Genomic DNA, 18,628 nt, shown 5'->3' with positions numbered 1-18,628 from the left:
TATACACAACGGCGGGGTATGTCGTTACCGGAATAGATTTATCACAGAAATAATTTGGGTTGCGGCCTTTACGACTGCAACCCGACAAATTAATGAATGCCGCCGATACGGCTGAAACGCACGCCGGTTGGCCATTCACCTTCTTGTTTTTCGAAACTCATCCAGATGGCAGTGGCGCGACCCACCAGATTCGCTTCCGGCACAAAGCCCCAGTAACGGCTGTCCGCGCTGTTATCGCGGTTGTCACCCATCATGAAGTAATGTCCCGGCGGCACAATCCAGGTCGCCAGCTGCTGGCCTGGCTGCTGGTAATACATCCCCAGTTGATCCTGTGCGATAGGCACCATCAGGATGCGATGCGTGACATCGCCCAGCGTCTCTTTGCGTTCGTTAAGGCGAATGCCGTTCTCACGCGTTTCGCCTTTGGGCAGCGCGAAGAAACCACTGCTCGCCTCGCCGCCGTTTTTGCGCCCGAAGGTCTGCACAAAATCACCCGGCTGAACGTTGGAGTAAGTGATCGGCAGCGCGCTTTCACACGCCTGACCAGAACGACAGCCTGGCTGAACCGTAACCTGCTTGGCAACCGGATCGTAGCTCACCTTGTCACCCGGTAAACCCACCACGCGCTTGATGTAGTCGAGACGCGGATCGTCCGGGTATTTGAATACCGCGATGTCACCACGTTTCGGGTGACCGGTTTCAATCAGGGTGTGCTGGTAAATCGGATCTTTAATCCCGTAGGCAAATTTCTCCACCAGGATGAAATCCCCGATCAGCAGCGTAGGCATCATGGAGCCAGAGGGGATCTGGAAAGGTTCGTAGATAAACGAACGCACCACCAGCACGATCGCCAGCACGGGGAAAACCGATGCCCCGGTTTCCAGCCAGCCTGGTTTCGGGCTGACTTTTTTTAGCGTTTTCGGATCGATTGCCTCGCCGGTTGCCGCCTGAGCGGCAGCCTGACGTTCACGGCGCTTGGGTGCAAAGATAAATTTATCTACGCACCATAACAGCCCGGTCACCAGCGTTGCGATCACGAGGATCAGGGCAAACATATTCGCCATGCCAACTCCTTAATTTATTTGCCGTCTTTACCGACGTGCAGAATGGCGAGGAACGCTTCCTGTGGCAGCTCGACGTTACCGACCTGCTTCATACGCTTCTTACCGTCTTTCTGTTTCTGCAACAGCTTTTTCTTACGACTGACGTCGCCGCCGTAGCATTTCGCCAGCACGTTTTTACGCAGCTGTTTCACCGTAGAACGGGCGATGACATGGTTGCCAATGGCCGCCTGGATCGCGATCTCAAATTGCTGACGCGGGATCAGCTCTTTCATTTTTTCCACCAACTCACGCCCGCGATACGGGGCATTGTCGTTGTGGGTGATCAGCGCCAGGGCGTCCACACGCTCGCCGTTAATCAATACGTCCACGCGCACCATGTTGGACGCCTGGAAACGTTTGAAGTTGTAATCCAGTGACGCATAACCGCGCGAGGTGGACTTCAGGCGGTCGAAGAAGTCGAGCACCACTTCCGCCATCGGAATTTCATAGGTCAGCGCAACCTGTTTACCGTGGTAAACCATGTTGGTCTGCACGCCACGTTTCTCGATACACAGGGTAATCACGTTACCAAGGTATTCCTGCGGCAGTAGCATGTGACATTCAGCGATGGGTTCGCGCAATTCCTGAATGTTGTTCAGCGGCGGCAGCTTGGATGGGCTGTCAACATAGATAACTTCTTTGCCGGTTGTCTGCACTTCATACACTACCGTTGGCGCGGTGGTGATAAGTTCCAGATCGTATTCACGCTCCAGACGCTCCTGGATGATCTCCATGTGCAGCAGGCCAAGGAAGCCGCAGCGGAAACCAAAGCCCAGCGCCGTGGAACTTTCTGGCTCATAGAACAGCGACGCATCGTTGAGGCTGAGTTTGCCCAGCGCATCGCGGAAGTTTTCGTAGTCGTCAGAGCTAATCGGGAACAGACCGGCGTAAACCTGCGGTTTCACCTTTTTAAAGCCTGGCAGCGCTTTGTCTGCCGGGTTACGTGCAAGTGTCAGGGTATCGCCTACCGGCGCGCCCAGAATGTCTTTAATGGCACAGACCAGCCAGCCTACTTCACCGCAGTTGAGTTCAGTACGGTCGATCTGTTTTGGCGTGAAAATGCCCAGACGATCGGCGTTGTAGACCTGACCGGTGCTCATCACTTTGACTTTGTCGCCCTTACGCAGGGTGCCGTTTTTCACACGGATCAAGGAGACCACGCCCAGGTAGTTATCGAACCAGGAGTCGATAATCAGCGCCTGCAGCGGTGCATTGGGATCGCCTTCCGGACCCGGGATTTCTTTTACCAGGCGTTCCAGCACATCACCTACGCCCACGCCGGTTTTCGCTGAGCAGCGCACGGCGTCGGCAGCGTCAATGCCAACGATGTCTTCAATTTCTTCGGCCACGCGCTCAGGATCGGCGGCTGGCAGGTCGATTTTGTTGAGAACCGGCACCACCTGCAGATCCATCTCCAGTGCGGTGTAGCAGTTCGCCAGCGTCTGCGCTTCCACGCCCTGACCGGCATCCACTACCAGCAGCGCGCCTTCACAGGCGGCAAGCGAGCGGGAAACTTCATAGGAGAAGTCAACGTGACCTGGGGTGTCGATAAAGTTCAGCTGATAGGTTTCACCGTCTGATGCTTTGTAATCGAGCGTAACGCTTTGCGCTTTAATAGTAATGCCGCGTTCGCGCTCAAGATCCATGGAATCAAGCACTTGGGCTGCCATTTCGCGATCGGACAGGCCGCCGCAAAGCTGGATAATACGGTCAGACAGCGTCGACTTACCGTGGTCAATGTGAGCGATGATCGAAAAGTTGCGTATGTTCTTCATATATGGAGATTTTATGCCTTACGGAAACTAAGAGGCCGCTGTACTGAGCCCACGTCTGTTGTCTGAAACGCCGCATTCTACACTACAACCCCAACGCGGGGAAATGCTCATCCCGCGTACGGCGTGGTAGGCCACGGCGCTGTCTGATGTACTGTAAAGATTAAGGCAAAAAGGCGTGAAATTATTGACTGGCGCTTGAGTGCGGCGTTTCTACTCGCAGCATATCCGGCGGTAAACCCACGCTCAGGATCACCGGCTGCCACGCGTCTTTTGCGGCCAGTTTCGGGGAAAGCGCGCGTGCAAGTAAAAAGCCGCCCACGCCACCCAGTACCCCGCCGCCCAGCGCCGCGAGATCGTAACCAAACAGGGTCTGGAATATACCCGCCACCACAAACATGCCCACCAGCGGTGTCAGATACACTAACATTGCGGAACCAAGCAGACTGCCTTCGGCAATGCCCAGCTCGACTTTTTGACCAGCCATCAGAGGCTGATCGCACGGCACCACCAGCGTATGCGTGGTTTGCGGCCCCAGTTTGTTGAGCACGCGAGTGCCGCAACCAGAACGCGAGGCGCAACTGCTGCAGGATGCTTTCACATCGCAGCTTACCAGGGCTTCACCCTGTTCCCATGAGACGACGGTTGCCCACTCTTTGATCATTGTGCTGCCCTGAATTTAAGACTGTCCGCAATACGTTTTGCGGTCTGCGGCGGGAGTTCACCCACCACGGTAATTTCGCTGTTGCCGCGCACGGTGGTATTGAGCGTCCGGCGTCCGGTACGCAGCATCTGATCGGTGCTGTTCTGATTGGCGGCGTTGACGTTGACCGAGAAGCTGAACAATCCATCAGAATAGAGACGCGATTCAACCGGCACATCTACCGTCGGCAATTTGCGGCGGCTGCTGGCCACTTCACTGAAGCCCTGCGGCAGCCAGGTCGGCGACCAGTTGAATTCGATTTTGTCGCCCGTCGGCACGGAAAGCAGCGGCGGCAGAGTGGCTTTTGCCAGCGATTGCATGCTGTTTCCTACCTTGCTGTCCACTGAGAAGGCTATAACGCGGAACTGCTCCAGCGTTTCACCATCACGATCCAGCAGGTCAACGCGCAGCGGCAATTTGCTTTCCGAATCCAGCCAGACGATATAGCTATAGCGGGTACCGTCACGCGCCACAACGCGGATCACTTCGCACAGGCGATCGGCAATGCGCGTACGGCCTACGGAGATGAAGTCGTAAATCGCAGAGATGCGTTTGAAGTCGGTGTAAACCAGCGACGGAAGGGAATCGACAATATAATCGCCGTTGAGCGTGAACGGTTCAAGGCCAGGCTCGAAATAGCTGATTTCGCTGCCGCGCTGTACGACCTCGCGTCGCGGACCATCCATCTGCAAAAGCTGAGCAAGCGGCTGATTATCAAGACGGGCATGGCGGTAGCGTAATGACTCTACACCCTGCTTGTTGATGCTGACGAAAGACATCTCGTAATTGAGTGACTGGCTCGCCAGGTTCATCTGCTGCAACAACGCCCCGGACGGTACATCAGCCGAGGCGTTGAAGGAGAAAAACAGGCTACCCGTCACTAAGGACATGGCATACCAAAGTTGCTTCATTACTGCGATTGCGTTCCTAAGGTTTGCGTTCCAGGCACCTGGACTGCGGCTTGCTGAGTCTGTGCCTGCTCAAACTGAAGCTGTTCGGAGTGCAGGCGGCGTTGCAGTTCATAATCCTGCAACATGGCATTGATTCGGCGACGCTGTTCCTGCACCTGCTGTTGCTGACCCGCTCCCGGTTGGGAGACATCAGAAGGCACGCCAAGACTGACCGGGCTGGCTTTACCCATCATTGGCAGGGTATTGAATACCGGTGCCTCTGGCTGCTGGGTGGCATCAGACTGGCCGTTATAGTGCTGGACGCCGACAATAACCGCAAGCGATACGCAGGCGGCAACGCCCATTTGGGTAAGCTGACTTGCCCACGGGCGCACTTTACTCCAGAAAGGCATTTTCTGCCATTGCTGTGGCGCAGGCTGCGCTTCGGGGATGAGCGGCGTCGTCTGGCGGTGCGGTTCGTCTTCAATGGCAGCCATGACGCGGGCTGAAATATCGAAATGCAGGACATCAGCCGTATCACCTCGCATCGAATCACGAATGAGATGATAACTCTGCCAGGTTTTTTGCATTTCTGGATCGCGCGACAGCTCGGTGAGGAGCTCGCTATCCAGCATTTCACCATCCATTAAAGCGGAAAGTTGTTCTTTCTGCATGCCTAAATACCTTTTCCAGTATCCCGCTATCGTCAACGCCTGATAAGCGGTTGAACTTTATTATCAATGGCTTCCCGCGCACGGAAGATACGTGAACGCACAGTACCTACCGGGCAATCCATGATGACGGCTATCTCTTCATAGCTTAGACCATCCAGTTCCCGCAGAGTAATTGCCATGCGTAAATCTTCGGGAAGCGATTCAATGGTTCGGAAAACAATTTGTCGCAATTCTTCAGACAACATTAAGTTCTCAGGGTTCGAAATTTCTTTCAGCGCCCCACCACTTTCGAAGTTTTCAGCGTCAATTGCATCAACGTCGGTAGAGGGTGGACGACGCCCCTGAGCCACCAGATAATTTTTAGCGGTATTCACCGCAATACGGTACAGCCAGGTGTAAAAAGCACTATCTCCCCGGAACGAATCCAGCGCGCGATAGGCCTTAATAAAGGACTCTTGTACTACGTCCGGCACGTCGCCAGACGGCACGTAACGTGAGACCAGGCTCGCCACTTTATGCTGGTAGCGTACCACCAGTAAGTTAAACGATTTCTGATCCCCTTTCTGGACCCGCTCAACAAGGACCTGATCCGTTAACTGCTCGCTCATCCGAGGTAATGTCTCCCCAAACCCTATTTCCACGCGTAATCGAAACGCCACTCCAACACTGCACTATGAGCAAGCAGGTCATTAGAGGATCGGTTTCGTGTAAAGTTCCGTTACGCCTTTGTTTTTGTGTATCGTTTCGCAGACTGTTGGTTATAACTCATTATAAGTCTACGGATGCTAAACCATGTACTTCGCTGACAAGAAAAGCCTTATTAGCCGCCTGAAGAGTAACGCAACGCGCCCGGTATTTCATCTCTTAATCTGTTGCTAACGATCTGCTTCGCAAAATATTTCCCCTTTTTTCATTTTTGCCAGACAGAGATAACCTGTTTAGTACCTATAACCGTTCTGCAAAAAACAGGTGCTCAGGAGACGGTACTGGTGCTATGCTGCGGCAACCTTGTTTAGTAAATTAAACACACCATGAACACGACACCTGAACATAGTTGCGATGTGCTAATTATAGGCAGCGGAGCTGCCGGTCTGTCGCTGGCCTTGCGCCTCGCTGAACACCATGACGTGCTGGTGCTGAGTAAAGGCCCCGTCAGCGAAGGGTCAACCTTTTATGCCCAGGGCGGCATCGCGGCCGTTTTTGATGAAACCGACAGCATCGCCGCCCATGTGGAAGACACGCTGATTGCCGGCGCAGGCATTGTCGATCCCCATGCGGCGGAGTTTGTTGCCAGCAATGCCCGTCACTGCGTGCAGTGGCTTATCGATCAGGGTGTGTTATTCGATACCCATATGCAGCCCAACGGCGTGGAGGGCTATCACCTGACGCGCGAAGGTGGGCATAGCCATCGCCGCATCCTGCACAGCGCTGACGCCACCGGCAAAGCGGTCGAAACCACGCTGGTCAGTCAGGCACTCAGCCATCCGAATATTCGGGTGCTTGAGCGCAGCAACGCCGTTGACCTGATCCTCTCAGACAGGATCGGCCTGCCGGGCACGCGTCGTGTCGTGGGGGCCTGGATCTGGGATCGCAATAAAGAAGTGGTGGAAACCTGCAAAGCTAAAGCGGTAGTGCTGGCAACCGGCGGCGCATCAAAAGTCTATCAGTACACCACCAATCCGGATATTGCTTCCGGAGACGGTATTGCGATGGCCTGGCGCGCTGGTTGCCGGGTGGCAAATCTGGAATTCAATCAGTTTCATCCGACGGCGCTGTTTCATCCGCAGGCACGCAATTTCCTGCTGACCGAAGCGCTGCGTGGCGAAGGTGCTTTGCTGAAACGCCCGGACGGTTCACGCTTTATGCCCGATTTTGACGAGCGCGCCGAGCTGGCACCGCGGGATATTGTCGCCCGCGCCATCGATCATGAAATGAAACGTCTGGGGGCGGACTGCATGTATCTGGACATCAGCCACAAGCCGGAAGCCTTCGTACGGCAGCATTTCCCGACGATCTACGAAAAACTGCTCGGTCTGGGCATCGATCTGACCCGTGACCCCGTTCCCATTGTGCCTGCCGCTCATTATACCTGCGGCGGGGTGATGGTGGATGAGGCCGGACGTACCGATGTCGACGGGCTGTACGCTATCGGTGAAGTCAGCTATACCGGCCTGCATGGCGCGAACCGGATGGCCTCGAATTCACTGCTTGAATGTCTGGTGTACGGTTGGTCTGCCGCAGAAGATATTGCCCGACGCATGCCTTACGTGCGTGAGATTACCGCCCTGCCCGCCTGGGATGAAAGCCGCGTTGATAATGCCGATGAACGGGTGGTGATCCAGCATAACTGGCATGAGTTGCGTTTACTGATGTGGGATTACGTGGGCATTGTGCGCACCACAAAGCGCCTGGAGCGCGCGCTGCGACGCATCCAGATGTTGCAGCAGGAAATTGACGACTACTATGCGCATTTCCGCGTCTCCAACAACCTGCTGGAGCTGCGAAATCTGGTCCAGGTGGCGGAGCTTATCGTGCGCTGCGCGATGATGCGCAAAGAGAGCCGCGGTCTGCATTACACGCTTGACTACCCGGCGCTGTCGCCTGCCTCCGGGCCGTCAGTGTTATCGCCGCAGGCTTACATAAATAAGTAGAATGCCTGGGTAAGCGCCGTATAGCCTTCGGAATAGCGCTGATCGGGGCCACGGATCACCAGTCGGTCGCTAAAGCATTCTCCCTGTGTCGGGGAGAATGCCAGCAGTACGCGGTGCGGTAGCCGCCCTTCGGTATCAGAGATAACGGTGCGCAGACGCAGATGCCAGCCTGTATCCAGTGCATTTTCCGTAAAGACCTTGCCGATATTTTCCGGCAACACCACACAGAAAAAACCCTCTTCACTGATACATTCCGCGGCGCAGGCCAACAGGGATATGTGATCGAGCGTGGTGGTATAACGTGCCTGCTCACGCTCAGCACTGCGGCACTCCACGCCTTTTTCAAAGTAAGGCGGGTTGCTGACGATCAGATCGTAACGCTGGGTGCACTGTTTCACCCACTGCTGAATGTCGGCGCTGTGTACCTGAATGCGCGCACGCCACAGAGATTCATCGACGTTTTCCCGGGCCTGGGTCGCCGCCGCGTCATCCAGCTCTACGGCGTCAATAACCACGTTTTCGCCGGTGCGCTGCGCCAGCATCAGCGCCAGTAAGCCGCTACCGGTGCCAATATCGAGAATGCGTTTAACACCTGCCACGGGCGACCATGCCCCCAGTAAAACACCATCAGTACCGACTTTCATCGCACAGCGATCGTGCGCGACAAAGAATTGTTTAAACGTGAATCCATCACGACGAAGCAGCGTTTTGCCAGGTGACATTCTTAACAACCTTCTTACCGAAACCGAGGTAGCATAGGTGAAAGCGATAATCCGGGAAAGGCTTATCCACACAAACAGATGAAGATTGCAGCCATAACGTCTATAATCAGCGCCCCACACAGAGGTAGAACATGACTGTAACGACTTTTTCCGAACTTGAACTCGATGAAACCCTTCTGGAAGCCCTCCAGAATAAAGGGTTCACACGCCCGACTGCCATTCAGGCGGCTGCTATTCCGCCTGCGCTAGAAGGCCGTGATGTACTCGGTTCTGCGCCGACAGGCACCGGTAAAACGGCGGCGTACCTGCTGCCCGTGTTGCAGCATTTGATCGACTTCCCGCGTAAAAAATCCGGGCCGCCGCGTATTCTGATCCTGACACCGACCCGTGAACTTGCCATGCAGGTTGCGGAGCATGCGCGTGAGTTAGCCGCCAATACCCATCTGGACATCGCCACCATCACCGGCGGTGTCGCCTATATGAACCACGCGGAAGTGTTCAGCGAAAACCAGGACATCGTGGTGGCGACCACCGGTCGTCTGATGCAGTACATTAAAGAAGAAAACTTTGACTGCCGCGCGGTTGAAACGCTGATCCTGGATGAAGCCGATCGTATGCTGGAACTGGGCTTCGCGCAGGATATTGAACACATTGCGGGCGAAACGCGCTGGCGCAAACAGACCATGCTGTTTTCCGCCACGCTGGAAGGCAACGCGGTGAAAGAATTTGCTGAGCGTTTGCTGGAAGATCCGGAAGAAGTCTCTGCAACGCCATCTACGCGCGAGCGCAAGAAAATTCACCAGTGGTATTACCGCGCAGATAACCTGGATCATAAAGTGGCGCTGCTTCAGCACCTGCTGAAACAGGACGACGCGACCCGTACTATCGTCTTTGTGCGTAAGCGCGAGCGTGTGCATGAACTGGCGGGTCTGCTGCGCACTGCCGGCATTAACAACTGCTATCTCGAAGGAGATATGCCGCAGGCGAAGCGTACCGAAGGCATCAAACGCCTGACGGAAGGCCGTGTTAACGTGCTGATCGCCACCGACGTGGCGGCCCGTGGTATCGATATTCCGGATGTGAGCCATGTGATTAACTTCGACATGCCGCGCAGCGGGGACATCTATCTGCACCGTATTGGTCGTACCGGTCGCGCAGGCCGTAAAGGCACGGCGATTTCACTGGTTGAAGCGCACGATCATCTGCTGCTGCTGAAAGTGGGCCGCTATGTTGATGAGCCGCTGAAAGCACGCGTCATCGACGAACTGCGTCCGACCACGCGCGCACCAAGCGATAAGCTGACCGGCAAGCCGTCGAAGAAAGTGCTGGCGAAACGCGCCGAGCAGAAAAAAGCAGAAAAAGAAAAGCCGCGGGTGAAGAATCGCCATCGCGATGCCAAAAACGTGGGTAAGCGCCGCAAGCCAAGCGGTTCGCAGGAAACCACTAACGAGTAATAAAAAAGCCGGGTTAATAACCCGGCTTTTTTTATGACTGCTTTGAATTCGGTATTACAGGCTTTCAGTGAACGTACGGGCAATCACGTCGCGCTGTTGTTCCGGGGTCAGCGAGTTAAAACGCACGGCATAGCCGGATACACGAATGGTCAGCTGCGGATATTTTTCCGGGTGCTCTACCGCGTCCATCAGGGTTTCACGACGCAGAACGTTAACGTTCAGGTGCTGACCGCCTTCCACACGAACCTGCGGCTGCACTTCCATTGGGACTTCGCGATATTCAATTTCACCGAGCTTGCTGACCGGCACAACATCATCCTCAGCAAAACCCGCTTTTGCACATACACAGCGCGCTTCACCCTTCTCGCTGTCCAGCAGCCAGAAAGAGTTCAGCAGATCGTCGTTTGCAGCTTTAGTAATCTGGATACCTGTAATCATGTTATGCCTCCTGGGCTTCATAATTTGATTTAACTGGCCTGATGTCGGCCAATTGGTAAAACCATTGTTGCTTGAGTGTAGGTATACCAGCCAGACAGCCGTCATTCTTTGACTTAAATCAATAAAAACCATACCGCGAGAGTGCCTATGGCTGGAAATAATTGTTTTATATCAATTTTAACCGTCCATGCAGTAAAAATATTTTATGATTTTTAAACTTTTTTTGGATGTAAGCGCGCCATGAGACGTCGCCATTTTATTCTGAGAAGAGAAGCAGTTAAGCTAGGCATCATCACTTTTCGCTGGAGAGCGGCATGACCACTTCACTGACATGGCACGATGTGCTGGCCGAAGAAAAACAGCAGCCTTATTTTATCGATACGCTAAATGCCGTCGCCGCTGAGCGCCAGGCTGGCACCACCATTTATCCTCCGCAGAAAGATGTCTTTAACGCCTTTCGCTTTACGGAGCTGGGCGATGTGAAAGTCGTCATTTTAGGTCAGGATCCCTATCACGGCCCAGGCCAGGCACATGGGCTGGCCTTTTCTGTGCGTCCGGGAATCGCCACACCGCCCTCATTACTGAACATGTATAAAGAACTGGAAAAGTCGATCCCGGGCTTTGAGCGTCCGGCACATGGTTATCTGGAAAGCTGGGCGCGTCAGGGCGTGCTGCTGCTTAATACGGTGCTGACCGTGCGTGCCGGTCAGGCGCACTCGCACGCCAGCCTTGGCTGGGAAACCTTTACCGATAAGGTCATCGCGCTGATTAACGAACATCGTGAAGGCGTAGTGTTTCTGCTGTGGGGATCCCATGCGCAGAAGAAAGGGGCGATTATCGACGGTAAGCGCCATCACATGTTAAAAGCGCCCCATCCGTCGCCACTTTCGGCACACCGGGGATTTTTTGGCTGCAATCATTTCGTGCTGGCGAACCAGTGGCTGGAACAGCACGGTGAAGCGCCCATCGACTGGCTGCCGGTACTGCCTGCTGAAAGTGAGTAAAAAAAATGCCAGCGTTACGCTGGCATTTTTGCATCAGGCTTTGTTTTGTCGCCACCATTCCGCCAGCAACACACCGGTTGCCACCGAAACGTTCAGGCTTTCAACTTTACCTGTGCCCTGAATCGAGATGCTCATGTCAGCACTGGACAGCGCGGCATCGGATAATCCGTCACGTTCCTGACCCAATACCAGCACCATTTTCTTCGGCATGGTCGCCTTAAATAACGGGGTGCCTTCATGGCTGGAGGTGGTCACAATGGTGTAACCCGCTTTACGGAAGGCATCCAGGGCAGCAATGATGCTGTCGCCCGTGATAGCCTGCACATGTTCCGCGCCGCCTTCTGCGGTACGGATCGCGGCACCCGATTCCAGAATAGCCGCATCGTCCAGCAGGACGCCTTTCACACCGAAGTGCGCGCAGCTGCGCATCATCGCGCCGAGATTATGCGGGTTACCCACATCTTCCAGTGCCAGCACGCAATCTTCTTCGCCCGCCTGGTCAACCCATTGCTGGACAGCGATCCCGCTGCGTTTTTTGATAATAAAGCACACGCCGCCGTGGTGTTCGGTGCCTGAAGCTTTCACCAGCTCCGCTTCATCCACCACATGGTAGGCCTTGCGGTTAGCCGCCATCCAGCGCAGCGCTTCTTTAAAGCGCGGGGTGACACTTTGTACGAACCAGGCGCGGACGATACAGTCCGGGCGGCTCTGGAACAGGGCCTGACAGGCGTTCTCGCCATAGACGCGGGTTTCTTCCGCGCGCTGACGACGGATCAGTTCAGGATCGACAAAGGCTTTGCCACCTGCAGTAGTCGCTTCCGGCTTCGCGGTCGCGTCGACCGGCGGGCGGGAAACGGTACGCCATGGCGAAGATGACTCGCCGTCATAATCACGGTCACGGCTGCGATCACGGTCGCGGCCCGGGGCTTTACGTTCATCGCGGGCGGGGCGACGGCCACCGTCTGCACGAGAGGATCCCGGACGCCCTCCCCCTTTCCCGGTACGCGGGTTATGGGTGCGTTTATCGGAATCATCATCACTGCGAACATACATCACTTTGACCTTGCCGCTTTTGTTTTTTAGTTCGTCGTTCATGCTTTTCTCCACCAGCGCTGCGCGAAGCGCGCAGATTACCCGATGTGCAGTCGCATAGCCATTATTTCGTTTAAAAGCCTGCGGCTATTGTACTCATTGAACAAAACGCGTTGTCGTTTTCATTACCCTCAATGATAATATGTAACATTCAAGAAACATTATTGTCATTACCCATAGCCATGGTTTACCAGAGGTTAGTTATGAATACCGTATGTGCAAGCTGTCAGGCGCTTAACCGCATTCCCGACGATCGCGTCAATGAGATCGCAAAATGCGGGCGTTGTGGTCACGAACTGTTTGATGGTGAAGTCATTAACGCCACCGGTGAAAACCTGGATAAATTGCTGAAAGACGATCTGCCGGTCGTCGTGGATTTCTGGGCGCCGTGGTGCGGCCCGTGCCGTAACTTCGCGCCGATCTTTGAAGATGTGGCGGAAGAACGTAATGGCAAAGTGCGATTTATTAAAGTGAATACCGAAGCCGAACGCGAGCTGAGCGCCCGCTTCCGTATCCGCAGTATTCCGACCATCATGCTGTTCAAAAATGGTGAGGTGGTGGACATGTTAAACGGTGCCGTGCCGAAAGCGCCTTTTGACAGTTGGCTGAACGAATCTCTCTGATCTGACGGGGCACAACTTGTGCCCCGTTTTCTCCTCTGCGACAATGGCGTTTTTTCTGCGCGCACTCATGAAAACTAATGCCGTCCTGCAACTTCGGGCTGAACGCCTTGCCCGTGCTACCCGCCCTTTTCTTGCCCGCGGCAATCGCATCCGCCGCTGTCAGCGTTGCCTGCTCCCCCTTAAACAGTGCCTGTGCGCGACAATCCAGCCTGTTGACGCGCGTAGCCGCTTTTGCCTGGTGATGTTTGATACCGAACCGATGAAGCCGAGCAATACCGGACGACTGATCGCCGATACCCTGCCGGAGACCGCAGCCTTTCAGTGGTCGCGCACCGAGCCGCCGCAGGCGTTGCTCGAGCTGGTGGCCGATCCGCGTTATCAGCCGATGGTGGTATTCCCCGCCTCTTACGCCGGCAGCGAGCGTCAGGTGCTGGCCGCCCCGCCCGCCGGTAAGCCGCCGCTGTTTATCATGCTCGATGGCACCTGGACGGAAGCGCGTAAAATGTTTCGCAAAAGCCCATGGCTGGATGCGCTGCCAGTGATTTCCGTCGATTTGTCGCGGGTGTCAGCCTATCGATTACGCGCCGCTCATGCGGACGATCAGTACTGTACGGCGGAAGTGGCCATTGCGCTGTTAGATCTGGCGAACGACACTGCCGCCGCCCAGGCGCTGGGGGATCATTTTTCCTGCTTTCGTGAACGTTATCTGGCAGGAAAACCTCATCATCAGGGCAGTATCACAGCAGAAGCGCCAGAAAGCGTTTAAAATCATCAGGTCGCTTTTTTCTGGAGACCGGTATGAGCCAACGAGGGCTGGAAGCGCTGTTACGTCCGAAGTCGATTGCGGTTATTGGCGCATCCATGAAGCCGGATCGTGCCGGTTACCTGATGATGCGCAACCTGCTGGCAGGCGGTTTTGCCGGCCCGGTACTGCCTGTTACTCCGGCCTGGAAAGCGGTACAGGGCGTGCTGGCCTGGCCGGATATACCGAGCCTGCCGTTTACCCCCGATCTGGCGGTGCTCTGCACCCATGCCCGGCGCAATCTCGCCTTGCTGGAAGCGCTCGGCCAGAAAGGCTGCAAGACCTGTATTATTCTTTCTGCCCTGCCGGAGCAGCATGCTGAACTGCTGGCCTGTGCAGGGCGTTATCAGATGCGTCTGCTGGGACCAAACAGTCTCGGGCTGCTGGCTCCGTGGCAAGGGCTTAACGCCAGCTTTTCACCCGTGCCCATCCGGCGCGGGAAACTCGCGTTTATTTCCCAGTCTGCCGCCGTTTCAAACACCATTCTCGACTGGGCGCAGCAGCGCGAGATGGGTTTTTCCTATTTTATTGCGCTTGGCGACAGTCTGGATATTGATGTGGATGAACTACTCGATTTCCTCGCTCGCGACAGTAAAACCAGCGCCATTTTGCTTTACCTCGAACACCTCAGCGATGCCCGGCGTTTTGTGTCGGCAGCGCGCAGTGCCTCGCGTAACAAACCCATCCTTGTGATCAAAAGCGGTCGCAGCCCCCATGCGCAGCGACTGCTGCACGCGCATTCCGGCATGGATCCCGCCTGGGATGCGGCTATCCAGCGTGCCGGTCTGCTGCGCGTTCAGGATACCCATGAACTCTTCTCTGCCGTGGAAACGTTAAGCCATATGCGTCCCTTGCGCGGCGAGCGGCTGATGATCGTCAGTAATGGTGCCGCCCCTGCCGCACTGGCGCTTGATGAGCTGTGGTTGCGTAACGGTAAACTGGCCAGCCTCAGTGATGAAGTGCTGACGCGGCTGAGGGACGCTCTTCCGCATTACGTTGACGCGGGCAATCCGCTTGATTTACGCGATGACGCCAGCAGCGAGCGTTATATTACCGCGCTGAATATTTTACTCGACAGCCAGGACATTGATGCCCTGCTGGTGATCCATGCTCCCAGCGCAGCCGCACCGGGCAGTGAAAGTGCGCGGGCATTGATCGACACGCTGAGAAAGCATCCACGCGGCAAATATGTTTCGCTATTAACCAACTGGTGCGGTGAGTTCTCTTCTCAGGAGGCGCGGCGATTGTTCAGCGAAGCAGGCCTGCCGACCTATCGTACGCCGGAAGGGAGCATCACGGCATTTATGCATATGGTGGAGTATCGTCGTAACCAGAAGCAGCTGCGCGAAACCCCGGCGCTACCGGGTAATCTCTCGGCCAATACCACCGAAGCGCACCATCTTTTACAACAGGCGATCGATGAAGGCGCAACGTCGCTGGATACCCACGAAGTCCAGCCCGTGCTGCGTGCCTATGGTTTACAGACGCTGCCCACCTGGATCGCCAGTGACAGCGCCGAAGCAGTGCACATTGCCGAGCAAATCGGTTATCCGGTGGCGCTGAAATTGCGTTCGCCTGATATTCCCCATAAGTCTGAGGTGCAGGGGGTGATGCTTTATTTGCGTACTCCGGTGGAAGTGCAGCAGGCGGCAGAGGCGATTATCGATCGCGTGAAAATGCGCTGGCCGCAGGCGCGTATCCATGGCTTGCAGGTGCAAAGCATGGCTAATCGTGCTGGCGCGCAGGAGCTTCGCGTGGTAGTCGAGCACGATCCGGTCTTCGGCCCCTTGATCATGCTGGGTGAAGGTGGCGTGGAGTGGCGGGCAGAAGATCAGGCTGCGGTCGCCTTGCCGCCGCTCAATATGAACCTCGCCCGTTATCTGGTGATCCAGGCGATCAAGAATAAAAAGATCCGTGGCCGTAGTGCCTTAAGGCCGCTGGATATTGCAGGCTTAAGCCAGTTACTGGTGCAGGTGTCTAACCTGATCGTTGACTGCCCGGAGATCCAGCGTCTGGACATCCATCCTCTCCTCGCGTCGGCGAGTGAATTCATCGCCCTGGATGTCACTCTGGAGCTGGCTCCGTTTACCGGCAACAATGACAGTCGGCTGGCTATACGCCCCTATCCTCAGCATCTGGAAGAGTGGGTGGAGATGAAAAACGGCGAGCGCAGCCTGTTCCGCCCGATCCTTCCAGAAGATGAACCCCAGCTACAGCAGTTCATTTCGCAGGTGACCAAAGAAGATCTTTATTATCGGTACTTTAGCGAGATCAACGAATTTACCCATGAAGATTTAGCTAACATGACCCAGATAGACTACGATCGGGAAATGGCGTTTGTTGCCGTGCGCCGCACCGATCGGGGTGATGAGATCCTCGGCGTGACGCGCGCCATTTCCGATCCGGATAATATTGATGCCGAGTTTGCTGTGCTGGTACGCTCCGATCTGAAAGGCCTGGGCCTTGGGCGTCGATTGCTGGAAAAACTTATCAGTTATACCCGCGATCACGGACTTAAACGCCTGAATGGTATTACTATGCCTAACAATCGTGGCATGGTAACGCTGGCGCGAAAACTCGGATTTGACGTCGATGTTCAGCTTGAAGATGGGATCGTTGGCCTGACGCTCCGGCTGGATACGGCAGAGTAATGATGAGTAAGGTACTGGAAATGTTGATCACTTTGGCAGGCTCTGGTGGTATCATTGCCCGCTTCTGTCGTCTGCTTAGTACAGAGGACCCTTCAATAAACAGAGAAGAAACGCACTGTGATGTTGTCAAAATTTAAGCGTAATAAACATCAACAACACCTTGCTCAACTACCTAAGCTCTCTCAGTCAGTTGATGATGTCGCCTTTTATTACTCTCCCGCTGATTTCCGGGAGACATTACTGCAGAAGATCGCCAGCGCTACGCACCGGATCTACCTCATTGCGCTTTATCTGGAGCAGGATGATGGCGGTAAAGGCATCTTATCGGCACTCTATGATGCCAAGCGCCAGCGCCCGGAACTGGACGTTTGCGTGCTGGTTGACTGGCATCGCGCTCAGCGTGGGCGCATCGGCGCGGCGGCATCAAATACTAACGCTGACTGGTACTGTCGTATGGCCCAGGAAAACCCTGCCGTCGAGGTGCCGGTTTACGGCGTACCGGTAAACACCCGTGAAGCGCTTGGCGTACTCCACTATAAAGGCTTCATTATTGATGACAGCGTGCTGTACAGCGGCGCCAGTCTGAATGATGTTTACTTGCATCAACATGATAAATACCGCTATGACCGCTATCAGCTAATCCGCAATCCACAGATGGCGGATGTGATGTTAGGTTGGGTCCAGCACAATCTGGTGCAGGGCCGCGGTGTGAATCGTCTTGACAGCCCGGATCGTCCCAAAAGCCCGGAAATCAAAAACGATATTCGTCTCTATCGCCAGGAATTACGCGATGCGTCTTACCATTTCCAGGGCGATGCCGATAACGACCAGCTGGCAGTAACACCGCTGGTGGGGCTGGGGAAATCCAGCCTGCTCAATAAAACTATCTATCACCTGATGCCGTGCACCGAGCATAAGCTCACTATCTGCACGCCATATTTTAACCTTCCGGCGATTCTGGTGCGTAATATCATCCAGCTGCTGCGCGATGGGAAAAAGGTCGAGATCATCGTCGGTGATAAAACAGCGAATGACTTTTATATTCCTGAAGATGAGCCATTCAAGATCATCGGTGCCCTGCCCTATCTGTATGAAATTAACCTGCGTCGCTTCCTGAGCCGTCTGCAGTATTACGTTAATAACGATCAGCTGATTGTGCGCCTCTGGAAAGATGAGGATAACAGTTATCATCTTAAAGGGATGTGGGTCGATGAAGAGTGGATGCTGCTGACCGGCAACAACCTCAACCCGCGCGCATGGCGACTGGATCTGGAAAATGCGATATTGATCCACGATCCGAAACAGCAACTGTCCCCGCTGCGTGACAGAGAGCTGGAGCTAATCCGCACACACACTACAGTGGTGCAGCATTATCGCGATCTGCAAAGCATTGCCGATTATCCGGTGAAAGTGCGTAAGCTTATCCGACGCCTGCGGCGGATCCGCATCGACAGGCTGATTAGCCGCATTCTGTAATCGTAGCCCTTACTAACAGGCCCCGTCATTGATGGGGCTTTTTAATGGAGTTAACAATGCGTTATGTCCCTCTTCTCGCACTTCTTTTTATCAGCGGCTGCAGCCATATGGCGCATGACGAGTGGCATGGCCAGGATAAAGCCCAGCATTTTCTTGCCTCGGCCATGCTGGCAGCGGCAAGTAATGAGTATGCTCAGCATCAGGGGATAAATCAGGATCGCAGCGCGGCTTTTGGCTTGATGTTTTCTATAGGTCTGGGGGCGTCGAAGGAATTATGGGACAGCAGACCGGCGGGTAGCGGCTGGAGCTGGAAGGACTTCGCGTGGGATGTGGCAGGCGCTACAACAGGTTACAGCATATGGCAGCTTGCCCGGCAATAAAAATTGATCCTTGTATAAATACAGCACAACGCAAAAAGGCCATCCGTGAGGATGGCCTTTCGCGTGTTTGATGCCTGGCAGTTCCCTACTCTCGCATGGGGAGACCCCACACTACCATCGGCGCTACGGCGTTTCACTTCTGAGTTCGGCATGGGGTCAGGTGGGACCGCCGCGCTAGTGCCGCCAGGCAAAT

At 54.9% G+C, this 18,628-nt stretch carries 17 protein-coding genes and 1 rRNA gene; 8 read left to right on the top strand and 10 right to left on the bottom strand.

Going from position 1 to position 18,628, the window contains the following annotated elements; translation table 11 throughout:
* Positions 1–89: 89 nt before the first annotated feature.
* From lepB to rpoE, 6 genes are all read right to left on the bottom strand, one after another.
* Positions 90–1,064, bottom strand: coding sequence for a signal peptidase I (gene lepB, locus KW828_RS10275; protein WP_218336269.1), 975 nt, complete (start codon positions 1,062–1,064; stop codon positions 90–92).
* Positions 1,065–1,078: 14 nt separating this feature from the next.
* The gene (lepA, locus tag KW828_RS10270; protein WP_218336268.1) at positions 1,079–2,878 is read right to left on the bottom strand and encodes a translation elongation factor 4; all 1,800 of its coding nucleotides are present in this window, start codon (positions 2,876–2,878) and stop codon (positions 1,079–1,081) included.
* 181 nt (positions 2,879–3,059) lie between these two features.
* A complete protein-coding gene (gene rseC / locus KW828_RS10265; protein WP_218336267.1) occupies positions 3,060–3,539 on the bottom strand; it encodes a SoxR-reducing system protein RseC in 480 nt (159 codons plus the stop codon).
* Positions 3,536–4,489, bottom strand: a complete 954-nt coding sequence (rseB, locus tag KW828_RS10260; RefSeq protein WP_218336266.1) for a sigma-E factor regulatory protein RseB — start codon at positions 4,487–4,489, stop codon at positions 3,536–3,538. Before rseB ends, rseC begins: the two co-directional genes overlap by 4 nt.
* Complete coding sequence (rseA, locus tag KW828_RS10255) at positions 4,489–5,142, bottom strand: anti-sigma-E factor RseA (RefSeq protein ID WP_218336265.1); 654 nt, start codon at positions 5,140–5,142, stop codon at positions 4,489–4,491. The genes rseB and rseA overlap by 1 nt, the downstream gene beginning before the upstream one ends.
* A 32-nt stretch (positions 5,143–5,174) precedes the next feature.
* Positions 5,175–5,750 carry an RNA polymerase sigma factor RpoE gene (gene rpoE, locus KW828_RS10250; RefSeq protein ID WP_072569387.1) on the bottom strand — a complete coding sequence of 192 codons (576 nt, stop codon included), beginning with the start codon at positions 5,748–5,750 and terminating at the stop codon, positions 5,175–5,177.
* Between the two features lie 423 nt (positions 5,751–6,173).
* Between rpoE and nadB the strand changes: the two genes are divergently transcribed.
* Positions 6,174–7,793, top strand: a complete 1,620-nt coding sequence (gene nadB / locus KW828_RS10245; RefSeq protein ID WP_218336264.1) for an L-aspartate oxidase — start codon at positions 6,174–6,176, stop codon at positions 7,791–7,793.
* Here the strand turns inward: nadB and KW828_RS10240 are convergent.
* Entirely contained in the window at positions 7,778–8,515 is a 738-nt protein-coding gene (locus tag KW828_RS10240; RefSeq protein ID WP_218336263.1) for a tRNA1(Val) (adenine(37)-N6)-methyltransferase, read from the bottom strand. The two genes, nadB and KW828_RS10240, sit on opposite strands and share 16 nt — an antisense overlap.
* A gap of 131 nt (positions 8,516–8,646) precedes the next feature.
* On the opposite strand from KW828_RS10240, the gene srmB reads away from it, so the two are divergent.
* Positions 8,647–9,969: an ATP-dependent RNA helicase SrmB gene (srmB, locus tag KW828_RS10235; RefSeq protein ID WP_088219459.1), complete on the top strand. Its 1,323-nt coding sequence runs from the start codon at positions 8,647–8,649 to the stop codon at positions 9,967–9,969.
* 54 nt (positions 9,970–10,023) lie between these two features.
* On the opposite strand, the gene grcA is transcribed toward srmB, so the two are convergent.
* Positions 10,024–10,407 carry an autonomous glycyl radical cofactor GrcA gene (grcA, locus tag KW828_RS10230; protein WP_088219460.1) on the bottom strand — a complete coding sequence of 128 codons (384 nt, stop codon included), beginning with the start codon at positions 10,405–10,407 and terminating at the stop codon, positions 10,024–10,026.
* A 314-nt stretch (positions 10,408–10,721) separates the two neighbouring features.
* Between grcA and ung the strand changes: the two genes are divergently transcribed.
* Positions 10,722–11,411, top strand: coding sequence for a uracil-DNA glycosylase (gene ung, locus KW828_RS10225; RefSeq protein ID WP_218336262.1), 690 nt, complete (start codon positions 10,722–10,724; stop codon positions 11,409–11,411).
* 33 nt (positions 11,412–11,444) lie between these two features.
* Here the strand turns inward: ung and KW828_RS10220 are convergent, their stop codons facing one another.
* Positions 11,445–12,506 carry a tRNA/rRNA methyltransferase gene (locus KW828_RS10220; RefSeq protein ID WP_218336261.1) on the bottom strand — a complete coding sequence of 354 codons (1,062 nt, stop codon included), beginning with the start codon at positions 12,504–12,506 and terminating at the stop codon, positions 11,445–11,447.
* Between the two features lie 200 nt (positions 12,507–12,706).
* Between KW828_RS10220 and trxC the strand changes: the two genes are divergently transcribed.
* From trxC to KW828_RS10195, 5 genes are all read left to right on the top strand, one after another.
* Complete coding sequence (gene trxC / locus KW828_RS10215) at positions 12,707–13,126, top strand: thioredoxin TrxC (protein WP_218336260.1); 420 nt, start codon at positions 12,707–12,709, stop codon at positions 13,124–13,126.
* 67 nt (positions 13,127–13,193) lie between these two features.
* Positions 13,194–13,892, top strand: a complete 699-nt coding sequence (locus KW828_RS10210) for a tRNA-uridine aminocarboxypropyltransferase (RefSeq protein WP_218336259.1) — start codon at positions 13,194–13,196, stop codon at positions 13,890–13,892.
* 32 nt (positions 13,893–13,924) lie between these two features.
* Entirely contained in the window at positions 13,925–16,579 is a 2,655-nt protein-coding gene (gene pat / locus KW828_RS10205; protein ID WP_218336258.1) for a protein lysine acetyltransferase, read from the top strand.
* Positions 16,580–16,699: 120 nt separating this feature from the next.
* On the top strand, positions 16,700–18,055 hold the full coding sequence (gene pssA, locus KW828_RS10200; RefSeq protein WP_218336257.1) for a CDP-diacylglycerol--serine O-phosphatidyltransferase: 1,356 nt from the start codon (positions 16,700–16,702) through the stop codon (positions 18,053–18,055).
* Positions 18,056–18,111: 56 nt separating this feature from the next.
* Positions 18,112–18,435: a YfiM family lipoprotein gene (locus KW828_RS10195; protein WP_218336394.1), complete on the top strand. Its 324-nt coding sequence runs from the start codon at positions 18,112–18,114 to the stop codon at positions 18,433–18,435.
* A 72-nt stretch (positions 18,436–18,507) separates the two neighbouring features.
* On the opposite strand, the gene rrf is transcribed toward KW828_RS10195, so the two are convergent.
* Positions 18,508–18,623: ribosomal RNA gene (gene rrf / locus KW828_RS10190) — 5S ribosomal RNA — on the bottom strand.
* Positions 18,624–18,628 lie beyond the last annotated feature (5 nt).

The organism is Enterobacter sp. ENT03 (genome assembly GCF_019218745.1).
Classification (GTDB): domain Bacteria; phylum Pseudomonadota; class Gammaproteobacteria; order Enterobacterales; family Enterobacteriaceae; genus Enterobacter_D.
The sequence above is the reverse complement of the archived record's forward strand: the minus strand, read 5'-3'. Positions and strand labels throughout refer to the sequence as shown.